The sequence below is a fragment of the Arenibacter antarcticus genome, from assembly GCF_041320605.1.
In the GTDB taxonomy this organism is placed as follows: Bacteria; Bacteroidota; Bacteroidia; order Flavobacteriales; family Flavobacteriaceae; genus Arenibacter; species Arenibacter antarcticus.
Map to the genome: position 1 here is coordinate 3878704 of NZ_CP166679.1, position 13443 is coordinate 3892146.

Annotated in this window: 10 protein-coding genes; 4 read left to right on the forward strand and 6 right to left on the reverse strand. The window is 37.2% G+C overall.

Annotation, left to right across the window (positions count from 1 at the left end; genetic code table 11):
• Positions 1 to 656: 656 nt before the first annotated feature.
• Complete coding sequence (locus tag KCTC52924_RS15965; RefSeq protein WP_251805758.1) at positions 657 to 1004, forward strand: cupin; 348 nt, start codon at positions 657 to 659, stop codon at positions 1002 to 1004.
• A 19-nt stretch (positions 1005 to 1023) separates the two neighbouring features.
• Complete coding sequence (locus KCTC52924_RS15970; RefSeq protein ID WP_251805759.1) at positions 1024 to 3243, forward strand: nitric-oxide reductase large subunit; 2220 nt, start codon at positions 1024 to 1026, stop codon at positions 3241 to 3243.
• A gap of 106 nt (positions 3244 to 3349) precedes the next feature.
• Here KCTC52924_RS15970 and KCTC52924_RS15975 read toward each other — a convergent pair whose 3' ends face one another.
• The 6 genes from KCTC52924_RS15975 to KCTC52924_RS16000 all read right to left on the reverse strand — a co-directional run bounded on the left by KCTC52924_RS15975 (position 3350) and on the right by KCTC52924_RS16000 (position 10853).
• The gene (locus KCTC52924_RS15975; protein WP_251805760.1) at positions 3350 to 3727 is read right to left on the reverse strand and encodes a hypothetical protein; all 378 of its coding nucleotides are present in this window, start codon (positions 3725 to 3727) and stop codon (positions 3350 to 3352) included.
• Between the two features lie 19 nt (positions 3728 to 3746).
• Positions 3747 to 5129: an FAD-binding oxidoreductase gene (locus tag KCTC52924_RS15980; protein ID WP_251805761.1), complete on the reverse strand. Its 1383-nt coding sequence runs from the start codon at positions 5127 to 5129 to the stop codon at positions 3747 to 3749.
• Between the two features lie 66 nt (positions 5130 to 5195).
• A complete protein-coding gene (locus tag KCTC52924_RS15985; protein WP_251805762.1) occupies positions 5196 to 5675 on the reverse strand; it encodes a cupin domain-containing protein in 480 nt (159 codons plus the stop codon).
• Between the two features lie 693 nt (positions 5676 to 6368).
• Entirely contained in the window at positions 6369 to 7478 is a 1110-nt protein-coding gene (locus tag KCTC52924_RS15990; RefSeq protein ID WP_251805763.1) for a nickel-binding protein, read from the reverse strand.
• A 104-nt stretch (positions 7479 to 7582) separates the two neighbouring features.
• Entirely contained in the window at positions 7583 to 8440 is an 858-nt protein-coding gene (locus tag KCTC52924_RS15995; RefSeq protein ID WP_251805764.1) for an aminotransferase class IV, read from the reverse strand.
• A 298-nt stretch (positions 8441 to 8738) separates the two neighbouring features.
• Positions 8739 to 10853, reverse strand: coding sequence for a M3 family metallopeptidase (locus KCTC52924_RS16000; RefSeq protein WP_251805765.1), 2115 nt, complete (start codon positions 10851 to 10853; stop codon positions 8739 to 8741).
• 392 nt (positions 10854 to 11245) lie between these two features.
• Here KCTC52924_RS16000 and KCTC52924_RS16005 point away from each other — a divergent pair, with 392 nt between their 5' ends.
• Both KCTC52924_RS16005 and KCTC52924_RS16010 read left to right on the forward strand, forming a co-directional pair.
• Positions 11246 to 12031 carry a DUF481 domain-containing protein gene (locus KCTC52924_RS16005; RefSeq protein WP_251805766.1) on the forward strand — a complete coding sequence of 262 codons (786 nt, stop codon included), beginning with the start codon at positions 11246 to 11248 and terminating at the stop codon, positions 12029 to 12031.
• Positions 12032 to 12359: 328 nt separating this feature from the next.
• Entirely contained in the window at positions 12360 to 13298 is a 939-nt protein-coding gene (locus KCTC52924_RS16010; protein ID WP_251805767.1) for a hypothetical protein, read from the forward strand.
• Positions 13299 to 13443: the final 145 nt, after the last annotated feature.

Below are 13443 nucleotides of genomic sequence, written 5' to 3' on the forward strand. Positions count from 1 at the left end.
ACAGGTCAAAAAGCCATTGGAATCCCTAAAAAAATAATCTTCCGAAGTTTATCCAGTAGACTTCCTATCGGAGAAATTTATTCCTTATTTCTTTTGGATTTTAGTCTATCGCTAACTCCATGAAAATGGTAGACAGTGTATTTTATATAGATATTTCCAAGTTTTTATTGAATGTAATCCTAACGGTATTGCTCCTTATAGGACTGCTTTTCTGCATAAGGATTAAAATTTAGTGCTCTTATCTTCAGTACGTTATATTTAATTTCTTTATGGTATACCTGCTCCTTTCAACCTACTAGATAATTTAAAACAATCTGTCAATATATAACCAAATACTTCCTTAATAAACTCATCTTTAGTTACTTAAAATTTATTGAAATAATAAAAGACAAAAAAGTCCTTTATTATTTAGTTTTATATAACTTTGCGCTTTAAATAAATTATATGATTCTTATTATCCCCCAAATCACCCCTATTCCGAAAGATATTATAGTGGATCAGTCCATTGGTACATGCTACCTAAAACCATATTCCAATTATTGGTATTTATCGTAATAATTTAGGTTTTCAAACTACAACGTTAAATAAATCGACATTTAATAAAAACAAAAAAACACCTAATACTTATTAATAATAATCCATTTAAAATTTCAATTATGATGACAGCTTCGATTACAGATAATTTAGAATATAAAGAAAATAAACCTGCGGTAACATTGTTAATGGAGACCAGCACTACAAAAGAAATTAGAATATTAATGCGCAAAGGCCAGGAAATGAAGGAACATAAGGCTCCCTTTCCTATAACTGTTTCAATTTTTGAAGGGAGTATCGACTTTGGTGTAAACGGTGAAATATTACAACTTAAAAAAGGCGATCTCATTGCCCTGAAAGAACATGTACCCCATGATCTGTTTTGTACCGAGGACAGTATAATTAGGCTTTCAATATCAAAATTTGATACTGTTCAACGTGTGGAAAGTGTGGTTCATAACAAAGAGTAATCAATAAAAGATATTAGAGATGAAAAAAACGTGGACAGTATTTACCAGCGTTGTCGTGCTATCTTTTATAGTGCTAATTTGGATCGGAACAGAAGTATATCAAACGCAACCACCAATACCCGAGCGAGTAGTGGTAGAGGGAACAGGGGATATCCTATATACCAAGGCGGATATACAAATAGGTCAAAATGTATGGGAATCCATTGGCGGTATGGAAGTAGGTTCTATCTGGGGCCATGGAAGCTATGTGGCGCCAGATTGGACAGCGGATTGGATCCATAGGGAAGCAGTGTTCATGCTAGAGCATTGGGCAAATAGGGATTACAATACCAACTATGCTAATTTGGATGTTGAAAAAAAGGCCGCCCTAAAAGCGCGACTCATTAAGGATGTTAAAACCAATTTATTTGACCCATCCACCAAAACCATAACTATTTCAAAGGAAAGGGCTGCTGCCATAAAAAACAATATAGCGCATTATAGTAGCATATTTTCTGAAGGAAAGGCAGAATATGCAATTCCTAAAGGCGCATTGGTCAATGAAGCAAAACTAGAGCAATTAAATGCATTTTTCTTTTGGACATCTTGGGCAGCCAGTACCAATAGACCCGAAAAGGATTACACCTACACTTCCAATTGGCCCCACGAACCCTTGATTGACAATACTATTACAGATGATTCCCTAATCTGGTCGGGATTATCAATTGTGCTCCTATTATTGTTTATTGGAATTCTTACTTATTATTATTTAAGAAATCATGAGAAGGGGGAATCATTGGAAAAACCGGATAAAGATCCTTTGACCAATCTTAAATTGGTACGATCGCAAAGGGCCGTCCTAAAATATTTTATTGTTATTTCATTATTGATTGCCTTACAAGTAGTTTTAGGAATAATAACGGTACACTATACGGTAGAAGGACAAGCTTTTTTTGGTTTCGACCTCTCAAGCTACCTCCCCTACTCCATTAGTAGAACTTGGCATACACAATTAGCCATATTTTGGATCGCCGCAACTTGGTTGGCCACAGGACTATTTTTAGCTCCAATGATTTCAGGAAAGGAAATGAAATATCAAGTACTTGGTATCAACTTTTTGTTTATTGCCTTACTAGTCATTGTACTGGGTTCTATGATGGGAGAATGGCTTGGGGTGCATCAATTATTGGAACTAACCACAAACTTTTACTTTGGCCATCAAGGATATGAATACATGGATCTAGGTAGGTTTTGGCAAATTTTACTGGGTATCGGACTTGTTTTATGGGTAATAATGGTCAGTAGGCATATCATGTACGGGATTAGAAAAAATGACGAATCCAAACATCTTTTAATCATATTATTAATATCCGTTGTAGCTATAGGAATGTTCTTTTTCTCAGGATTAATGTACGGGGAGAACAGTAGTTTACCAGTAATTAATTATTGGAGATGGTGGCTGGTACACTTATGGGTAGAAGGCTTTTTTGAAGTTTTTGCTACCGTGGTGATCGCCTTTATTTTTTCGAGAATGAAAATTATTTCCACAAAAACTGCCGGCAGGGTCTCCATTGCCTCTGCCTCTATTTTTTTGGCTGGTGGGATTATAGGAACCTTGCATCATCTTTATTATTCAGGAACCCCCATACAGGCAATTGCCCTAGGTGCAACATTTAGTGCATTGGAAGTAGTGCCCTTAACCTTGATGGGCTTCGAAATAAGGGAAAATTGGAACCTATTGAAAAGTAGGGATTGGATACAGAAATACAAATGGCCCATATTCTTCTTTATCTCCGTAGCTTTCTGGAACTTTATTGGTGCCGGTGTGTTTGGTTTTTTAATTAATCCACCAATTGCCCTTTATTACATTCAAGGTTTAAATACCACGGCGGTTCATGCACATACTGCGTTATTTGGGGTTTATGGTATGTTGGGAATGGGCTTTATAATCATCTGTTTGCGATTTTATTCAGATAGAATTTGGAGCAATACCAAACTGAAAAGAGCTTTTTGGCTTTTAAATATAGGCCTAGTTGCTATGGTTGTATTTAGCTTACTGCCTATTGGTATTATTCAGGCATATACCTCCATTACACAAGGGTATTCTTTTGCTAGGGATTCAGAATTACTCTATTCCCCAACAGTACAGACCTTAAAATGGATGCGAATGATCGGAGATATCATCTTCTCGGTGGGTATATTTTATTTCTGTTGGTTTGCTATAGATGAGACGCTTTATAATTATAAAAGGAAAAAATAAAACATGTATTAAGAGGCAAGTAGCAAAGACTACTTGCCTCTTTTAATTTAGGTCGGTTCAAATATTTTTAATTTCAGCCCTTAGTGCAGAAACTTTTAAATATTCATTACGCACTCAGTTCAGCCATTCTTTTGCCCACGTTTTCAAGGACTTCATTCAATTGTTTGGTGGGGCTAAATTCTATTATTTTAAGATTTTCCTTTACTATAGCAGTATGTCCCGCAGGCCAGTAATACATTTCCCCTGCACCTACCAACTCTTGTTTCCCGTTGTCATAAATAATCAATATTTTTCCTTCTATAACATATCCCCAATGAGGAGCATGGCAACTATCGTTGTTTAACCCCTGTAATAATGGGGTGAAATCTGTACCTGCCGGAAGTTCGTTGTACCCAAGGGTAATTCCCCCGCAATCAGGAATGGCTCTCATAAGAGTGTTTGGTGCTTGCATGGTAATCGGCATATCTTCTTTTTTAATTTTCATGATGTTGCATTTTAGATTATTATGGTCTTATGTTCTGATTTACTCTAAACAGGTTATTTGAGTCATACCTTTGTTTGATTGTTACCAACCTGTGGTAATTGTGTTTGTAGCTAGATTTTACTCGTTCCTGCCCCTCGTCCATCATAAAATTGGAATATGCGCCACCAGAAGAAAATGGATGTAGGGCTTCCCAATAGTTTTTACACCAACTGGTAATTTTATCACTATTTTTCGGATCGGGATCCACCCCTACAATTACTCCTGCATATTTGGCATCCCTATACGCCCATGCCGTATCTTCTGGCCCTACCCTACTTGCTGCCCCACTAATAGGGTACAAGTGCATCTGCGATAAGGGTGTTGGAATTTTGGAGCCGTATTTTAAGTGGCCAGCCCTAACCTCGGGTCCCAATGTATTAAAAAAATCGGCTCGCCAATACCATTGCAGGCCTGGTGGGAAGAGTCCATCAAACAGGGTTTGAACAGACGGATAAGGCATTTCACCTACATGTTGGAACAATGGATTTTTATCCAAAACAGATTTAAAAAGCGTATCAAACTTATCTGGATCTCCCGTATAGCACCAAACTATCCCACAAAATTTCTTGTTGTGAAGCGCTTCAGGAAAGGGAGGTCCAGGTATAACCATAGTTGCAATAAACCCATTAAGATCTTCTGGAGCCTTATGAATAAATTCGTCATACCAAGCCATAATTTCTTCTGTTTGCGCTATGGGCCATAGCGTTGGCCCTCCAATTACTGTTTTTACGGGATGTGCTTGAAATTTAAAAGAGGTAACAATTCCAAAGTTGCCGCCACCTCCGCGGATGGCCCAAAAAAGGTCTGGTAGATGTTCGGCATTTGTGGTGACAAATGAACCATCTGCCAAGACCATATCGGCCTCTAACAAATTGTCTATGGTGAGTCCAAATTTCCTAGATAAATAACCTACCCCTCCGCCTAGGGTCAATCCTCCTACCCCAGTGGAGGAAATTATTCCCGCAGGGACAGCCAGTCCAAAGGCATGTGTGGCATGGTCTACTTCTCCCCAAAGGTTTCCTCCCCCAACACGAACCGTATTGTTGGACGTGTCCACACGAATAAACTTTATTCCAGACAAATCTACGACCAAGCCATCATCGCATACCCCTAATCCGCCTCCGTTATGACCTCCACCCCTTACGGCGATCAACAGGTCATTTTCCCTACCAAAATTTACAGAAGCAATAACATCGGCTACATCTACACACTTGACAATCATCCCTGGATGTTTGTCAATATTGGCATTATACACCTTTCTTGCCTCGCTATATTTGTCATCCGAAGGCACTATTACCTCTCCTCGTATTTGTTTCTTAAAAGATGTAATTAGCCCGGGATCTATATCTACAACCATTTCCATAACTCTAGTTTTTAATTGTTCGTATTATCAATATGTTTTTCCGAATCACTTTTTAGTATCGGTCTACTATTTTAATTTTATTGGAAATGCATCCAATGGTTCTTCAAAGGCAATGAATAGTACACAGGGATCTTTACTTCCGCATTTTGCGGTGTGCGATTTAGTTGTGGGGCCATAGGCATAGGAGCCAACCTTCATTATTTGTTCTTTTTCTCCCTCATAGGTAACACGCAATTCCCCAGACACAAGAACCATACGTTCGGCAGAATTGTGCCAATGCGCAGGTATTTCATAATTGGCAGGTACCTTAAAAAAGACATCTACATTCTTTTTTGAAGGATCCCCGTGTAATACTGCTATTGTGCAGCCCTCGGGCATAAAGGATGGGCATGGGCCCCATTGTAAATCTTTGTCCTCATGTGTTTTTACCATGGAGGATTCCATTTCATTTGCCACATTCCCTTGTCCATAAAAACAATAACTCAGCAATAATGTCGAAATAAGTAAAGCAGCTTTTATTTTAGAAAAATATATAGTGTAATTCATGACTGAAACTTTTAAAGATTAATGAGCAACCCTCCTAAGAGGTAAGTAGTACTCCAATGCTTCCATTTTTACTGGAAAAGTGCATTGGCTAGTCTGTTTTTTCTTATCCATTGAAACAGGCATCCTTAAAGGACTGCTGGGTAATAGGATCAGGAAACAGGGGCAATAGGATATTTTGAACTAAAAATATTGGGGGAGTTTGCAAAAAAAATCTAGTAGTATTAATTACTTATGATTCTCGATCAGTGTTTAAACCTTGATTACTAGTAATAAAAAACTATTTCTTTTACGTAAAATTAATTAAAGTAAAGTCCAGCGACTGCTACTTTCAATTCAAATAATTACAAATTTTAAGCATAGATGCAATATGGGGTTAGCAAAACTACTTTTGAGATAGCTGATATGGCTTAGGTGATCGTTTAGTGCTTAACCCGATAATTATTATCAGACTTATGATAGTAATGTAAGAAACATAACACTTAAGGACCTAGGTGCGTAAGTTAAGAAATTGTGGCTCCTAAAGTAATGAATTGGTTTATTGTTGGGACAAATCAAAAATCATCACTCCGTTGGATGCCCTTGGATTTAATCAGCTTATAGAAATAGATACCAATGGAAATCCCATAAATCCTCCGATTATCAATTTGAAAAAAAAATTAACGAACTACCAGTTGGTACAACAAGCTAATCTACTTATACCGTATAATTTTGGACGTATTTTGAGGGAAGGATTCCAAAATTGTCCAAAAAGCATTTTGAGAAATAGGCAGGACTGTTAAATCCTGTAGTAAAAGCGGTTTCCGAAATATTTTTGGCGTTTTTTTTCAATAATTGCAACGCATTTTTTAAACGGTAGTCTTTTATGAAATTATTTGGGGATTTGCTAGTTAGTGCTATCATTTTTCTATACAATTGCGATTTACTGTACCCCAAATTTTTACTAAAATCATCGGAGTTGAATGAAGTATTTGTCCATTCTTTCTCGGTATAATCCATTATCAGATTTATAAATTTCTCCTCTCCTATACTAAGAGTCTTTAAATTATTCTGGTTTAATTTAACGTTAAAATTCTCGCTCTCATATAATTGCCACACTTCGTGGGATAAAACAATTTTTCCATGAATAATAGCACAAAATCGTTCTGCCATTATAATGGTATCCTCAAAAATACTCTCCTTTTCGGTTACTGGCACCCCTGCATGTAAGCCTATACTCAATTGTATTCCTGTATAGGAGAGGTTGTTAGACGTTGAATTAAGATGGGAATGGATTTCTTGGGCGCAAAGCACAGCGTTGGTAACGGAATTAAAGGACAATAAAAAATAATCAGATTTTTGTTTCACGATTCTGCCTAAGAATTTCTCTATGGAGGATAGAATGGATTTTTTATATTTTAAAATTTGATTTTGATATGGTTGGGCATCGCCAACGAGAAAGGATACCCTTCTTAACTCAATGACCATAATCGTTCTAAAGGCAGGATCGTTAATAATATTCAGTTCTGTTTTTTGTGATTTTTCAGGATCTTCAATACGGCCTAGGAATGATTCCACAATGGTGCCATCCACTTCAATTATTCTATGGGGAACATCACCATGGGCGTGATCGTGCATATCTTGGATAGCCTGTTTATTGGGCGCGTTAATCAAGCAAAACGCGGTACGTCTCTTTTCATCGCACCAGTAGGTCATACCCTTACAACCAAAAAGATGTTCAATCTTCAAATCTTCCCTGTGCATTTCTGCTACATGTTCCGCAGTTATTGCCTCGGGAATATCATGACGATCCATATAAATTGGCATAGGTGTAGTTTTGATACAAGTTAATGATTTTAATTAAATTACAGTTGTGTTTGCCTAACTTCCTTGTATTCGATATAGCTAATAATGGTGCCAACAGTCTTCACCTAACCTAAATTGTATTTTAAATTCCTAAACGCTAATTGGAGTTTTTGTGTGATTTCGCCAACTTCATTATCATGATAAAAGAAATAATCATCCCATTGCTGTATGGAGGCGATTTGGGTGCTGGTACCGGTTAAAAATGCTTCGTCCATTTCTAGCATATCCTCTTCTGTAACTCCAACTTCGCGTACTTCTATACCGAGTTTAACACACAATTCCAGCACTATTTGCCGGGTGATGCCATCTAGGATATAAGTATCCGCCGGATGCGTGTACACTACGCTATTCTTTACAAAAAATACGTTGCAATGGGAGGCCTCTGTTACCACCCCATTCCTTATAAGCACATTCTCGAAACACTTCTTTTGAATAGCATATTCATTTGCCATTACATTACCCAAAAGAGAAATCATTTTTATATCACATCGGGACCACCTAAAATCTTCTGAAGTTACTACAGTGGCCTTTATGGAATTGATTTCAGGTAATATTTTTGGAGTAGCGTACATCATAAACGTAGGCTGTATATCTTTTGGATAAGCGTGTTGTCTTGGGGCCACACCCCTAGTTACCTGAATATATAACAAACAGTCCTTGTCAACCAAATCCGATGCTTTAAGGATTTTGGGAATTTCGGTTCTAAGAAGGGAGGTGCTAAACTCAATATTAATTTTACGCAGGCCATCTTCCAATCGCTTTATATGGGCCTTTTCATAAAAGAAATGTCCATTAATTTGGGCCATGACCTCATAAATTCCATCCCCGAACAAGAAGCCCCTATCAAATACGGAAATCTTGGCTGATTCGGGTTCTAAAATATCCCCGTTCAGGTATACTTTTTTGGGATATGAATTTTTCATTGGACAGGTGTTTTTTACCAGAACTAAATTAGTTAGATTAATCTGTAATAACGGTCGAATTTTCAACAAATAATTGATTGAATTCCCACTTTATAAAAATTATTATACAGTAATTTTTAAGAACCCTTTATTGATTAAAATTTAGGCCTGATTGGATTTTAAGAATCCGTATCCACTCATAATCCTATGAAAGTTAATAAAAAGAACCTAGCCAAATACTGGTTGCCAGCTTTAATAAAAAAGGGACCTACCATGACTGACTTGGTAGGTCCCTTTTTACAATTATAATACTAGTTGCTTATTTAAGCCCACGAGCTTTTAGCATGGGTTCTATTTTGGGATCGCTACCTCTCCAATCTTTGTACATTTTTTCTAAGGGTAATGTATTTCCCCTAGAAAGTATCATCTCCCTAAAACGCTGTCCATTTTCACGGGTCAACCCCCCATTATCCTCAAACCAATTATAGGCATCATGGTGCAACATTTCTGTCCATAGATAGGAATAGTAACCTGCTGCATACCCACTCCCAAAAATATGGGAAAAATAGGTGGATCTGTATCGTGGTGGTACTGCAGAAACGACGTCTAATTTAGTCTTATTTAAAGCCTCTTTCTCGAAGGCATTGGCATCCTCAATCTTGATATCTGCAGCTATAGTATGCCATTGCATATCTAAGTTGGAAGCGGCCAAATTCTCGGTAAGACTATAGCCTTGGTTAAAGGTGCCCGATTTTTTGATCTTGTCTATTAGTGCTTGCGGAATCTGTTCGCCTGTTTGGTAATGAAGGGCATAGTTCTTCAATATCTCTGGATATAAGGCCCAATTCTCATTAAACTGTGATGGGAATTCAACAAAATCCCTAGCTACCGAAGTACCTGATAGTGATGGGTATTGCTGATCGGCAAAGAAGCCATGTAGTGCATGCCCAAATTCGTGGAACATAGTACTTACCTCATCATAGGTCAACAGTGCAGGTTCTCCATCTGCAGGTTTTGGATAATTACAAACATTATAGATGACCGGCTTTTTGTTGTACATTTTAGATTGGGTTACAAAATTACTCATCCATGCCCCTCCCCGCTTACTTGGGCGAGAAAAGAAATCGGCATAAAACAAGCCTAGTGTTTTACCGTTTTCCTCAAATAATTCATACACCATAACATCTTCATGATAGGTAGGTATATCGGTTCTAGCTTTAAAAGTAAGACCGTACAATTTTTCTGCAGCATAAAAAACTCCTTTTTCCAATACGGTTTTCAACTCAAAATAAGGTTTAATCTGATTTTCGTCCAAATCGTACTTGGCGATACGTACCATTTCTGCATAGTGGTTCCAATCCCAAGCTTCCAACGTAAAATCGCCCCCTTTTTGTTTAATCATTTGCTGAATTTCATCAGCTTCAACTTTCGCTTTGGCAGTAGCGGCTGGAATTAGTCCATAAAACAATTCGAAAACTTTTTCCGGCTTTTTTGCCATAGTATTTTGTAGGCTCCATTCCGCATAATTTGCAAAACCTAACAACGCTCCTTTTTTGGCACGTAATTCAGCAATTTCACTTATGATAGCTTTGGTATCGTGAGCAGAACCGTCTGCACGGTTCCAAGCAGCGCTAAACAGTTTCTCCCTACCGTCCCTATTTTCCATTGTTTGCAACAGGGGTTGTTGGGTTGTATTTTGAAGTGAAATTTTCCATCCCTCTCCATCCTTGTTTTCCAAAGATTTTAATTGTGCCTCTGAAAGTCCCGCTAATTCGGATGTATCAGTAAAAACTACCGCTCCTCCATTATTGGCCTCTAACAAAGTTTTATTAAAAGTAGTGGTTAGACTAGCCAAACGCGAATTGTAAGATTTTAAGGTTTCTTTTTTCTCCTCAGATAAATTGGCGCCTGCGATTTCAAAATCTTCGAAATAAGTTTCCAATAATCGTAAGGATTCGGAGTCCAAATCTAAACTTTCCTTGGATTCGTACAACGATTTTACGCGTTGGAACAAGTTATCATTCAAATAAATGGCATCCCTTAATTCCGAAAATTTCGGAGCCATCTCTTCTTGGATAGCCTGTAAGGTGTCATTGGTATGTGCACCCGTCAAGGCATAAAATACATTTTGTGCCCTATCTAAAGTAGCACCGCTATTTTCAAGTGCTAAAACGGTATTTTCAAAAGTTGCCGCCTCGGTGTTGTTGGCAATTTTATCTATTGCTTCCTTCTGCTCCGCAATACCTTGCAGTAGAGCGGGCTTAAAATGGCTGTTATTAATCTTAGAAAAGTCAGGGGCATAATAAGGTAGGGTAGATTCAACTAGCAATGGATTCTCGGAAGTATCCTGAGAAGCTCCCTTATTCTTGGTTTTGGAGTCGTTACACGCTGAAAACAAAACCGTTAGCATTATCATAGTAGAAATTTTTTTCATTTATGTATTGTTTTAAATGGTAATGGGTAAAGATAGTTAAAATACAATGATGCACCATAGTTATACCCCTATACCACTATCAAATAACCTAAAGATTTCGGAGGGAGGTTACCCTTAATTTATTGGGAAGATAGGCTTATAATAAAACACTATGGAAATCCCCATTAGAGGTGTTGAGGGGAAGGAGAAAGTATTAGAGGGTAGATTTGTATAGGATTATTTAAATTTACCCCATAAATTTCACCTTACTTTATATTGAACCAGCACTCTATTGAAAAGCTATATATACTTCTGGCATTAGTAGTTTAAAAGCAACGAAAGATTTATACGTCCATACCTTGCTCGCAGGCCATTGGTAGTGGGAAACTTAGGGCACCCAATAAAACCTTAAAATGATCGGAACATATAAACCCAAGCATTTAAAATCACTTCTCATCATTGTTATCTACCTCTTTTGCAATGCGTTAAATGCACAATTGGTCAACATTGAATCCAAAAGGATGCAGAGCGATTCTGTCCGTTTTGCCCTGAAAAGCGATTTATTGTTTGATTATACTGATAATAACGGGGATTATCTATTCCAGTTGGGATCCAACCTTACCACACAATTTAAATCTAAGGATCTACAAAAAATATTTTTCTTTATAGGCAATTACAAGCTTATAAGGAGTAACGAGAAAGATTTTCAGAACAATTGGTTCTTTCACCTGCGGTACAATCAGAAACTAACCTCCTTGTTCCGGGTTGAGGCTTTTATCCAAAACCAGAATAATACCAAGCTTACCATTACTTCTAGGAACCTCATTGGTGCGGGAATCCGATTAAAGTTGATTTCTTCGGAAATGACCCGGGTATATGTTGGCAATGCCTATATGTACGAAATAGAAAAAATAGCTGAAACGGGCCAGCATTTTTATAACCATCGTAACAGTACTTACCTTTCCTCCACACATTCCTTTAAAAAAACTTCCTTGAACTTTACGGAAACCATATATTTCCAACCCTTGTACAAAAACTTTGGTAACCACAGGGTGCTATTGCAGGTTAAGGCAGAATTGCCCCTGACCGAAGTCATAAGCCTATCTGCCCTTTATAATTTCTCATACAATAGCTTTCCTGCTGTTAACGATATAGACCGTTCCTCCAATCTTAGCTTGGGAATTACTTTTAATATTTGATTTTCTTGTTGACTGATATACGTCATTGGTGTAAATGAAATTTAAAATCAGCTGAATACTAGGTATTTAGCCGAAATTTTTTCTTATGTTTATATCTGAAGTTTTGTGGTAACAAAATAGGTATAAGGCAATTACCTTAGGACAAGCCTATGAAGGATCGGACGAAAACTTCCGATAACATTGCAACGCCCGCCTGAACAGAACGAGTATGCGAGTGTCGAAGTATTCAAACCTCACTTAGTGAGTAAATTGGAAAATGCCTCTCGCAAATTCCATTTTAAATAGTGTGCATCGGACACTGTAGAATCTTAATTTAAAATTAGTACAAATGATGACCAATTTTTTGAGGAAAACAATAGTTTTAGCTCTCATTATTCAGACGGGTTTTCAATATTCAATTTACGGACAATCACCCGTCACTTTAGAAAATGGAGCACTTAAAGCAATGTTCATTGACAATAGCTCTTATGGATTACATAAAAAAGGTTATAATGGTATAGCCAATCTTTTTCATAATAATCAGGATTCAACGCTATTTGTTCCTGAGTTCGCTGGGGTTAATTTAGAGCATATTTTTGGTGGAGATTCATTAACATCTCTTTTCGAACCGAGACGGCAACCAATGACTTTAAAAAAAATATCTGATACAGAGATTCAGCTTCACCAACCAAAAACGAGCATTTCCAAAGTAGAAAGTTATACTGTTTTTCAATTAGTAGACCCTCATTACATAGATGTAGAGTTTCGTTTTATAGTGCATGATCGTGATATGTTTAATCAGGGGTACGTCGGTTTTTTTTGGGCCTCGTATATTAATTCTCCCAAAATTCTAGGTATTAATTTCAAAGGGAAAAAGAATGTGAGAGATACAAGTGAATGGGAATACGCGTATTCCGGGGAACATGGAGAAAATGGAACTCACATAAGGGATAGTGATAATTATGACTTTTATATTGCACCTAATTTTAATATCGATCTACTGGTAGAAGTTTCGGAGGTTTTTTTTACCGAGCCATATTACTATGGAAGATTCCACAACATGGTATTTGCGTACTTATTTGATGATCCTAAGGAAGGAGTTATACGGTTTTCTAAATCCCCAAGTGGTGCTGGAAAAGGAAAGCCCGCCTGGGATTTTCATTACATTCTGCCAGATTTTGAAATTAAGAAAGAGTACTCAATTAAATGGAGGGTGTTGTACAAAAAATGGGAGGGTGAAAAAGATATGGAAATGGAGTATGAAAAATGGGCTAAAAAGGTGAAATAAAAATTTAAAAATCATTAATCCTTAAGGGATTCTATAGCTATTACAAACCGATAGTTCATATCAGATTTGAGTACTCGATTATAGGCTTTGTTACTATCTTTTATACTGATAGGCCCTATATCCGATACAATATTATGCCCCCACA

Bases quoted from the DNA above. Each gene is read 5' to 3' on its own strand.
- KCTC52924_RS15965 (WP_251805758.1), top strand. From the start codon at position 657: ATGATGACAGCTTCGATTACAGATAATTTAGAATATAAAGAAAATAAA.
- KCTC52924_RS15970 (WP_251805759.1), top strand. From the start codon at position 1,024: ATGAAAAAAACGTGGACAGTATTTACCAGCGTTGTCGTGCTATCTTTT.
- KCTC52924_RS15975 (WP_251805760.1), bottom strand. From the start codon at position 3,727: ATGAAAATTAAAAAAGAAGATATGCCGATTACCATGCAAGCACCAAAC.
- KCTC52924_RS15980 (WP_251805761.1), bottom strand. From the start codon at position 5,129: ATGGAAATGGTTGTAGATATAGATCCCGGGCTAATTACATCTTTTAAG.
- KCTC52924_RS15985 (WP_251805762.1), bottom strand. From the start codon at position 5,675: ATGAATTACACTATATATTTTTCTAAAATAAAAGCTGCTTTACTTATT.
- KCTC52924_RS15990 (WP_251805763.1), bottom strand. From the start codon at position 7,478: ATGCCAATTTATATGGATCGTCATGATATTCCCGAGGCAATAACTGCG.
- KCTC52924_RS15995 (WP_251805764.1), bottom strand. From the start codon at position 8,440: ATGAAAAATTCATATCCCAAAAAAGTATACCTGAACGGGGATATTTTA.
- KCTC52924_RS16000 (WP_251805765.1), bottom strand. From the start codon at position 10,853: ATGAAAAAAATTTCTACTATGATAATGCTAACGGTTTTGTTTTCAGCG.
- KCTC52924_RS16005 (WP_251805766.1), top strand. From the start codon at position 11,246: ATGATCGGAACATATAAACCCAAGCATTTAAAATCACTTCTCATCATT.
- KCTC52924_RS16010 (WP_251805767.1), top strand. From the start codon at position 12,360: ATGATGACCAATTTTTTGAGGAAAACAATAGTTTTAGCTCTCATTATT.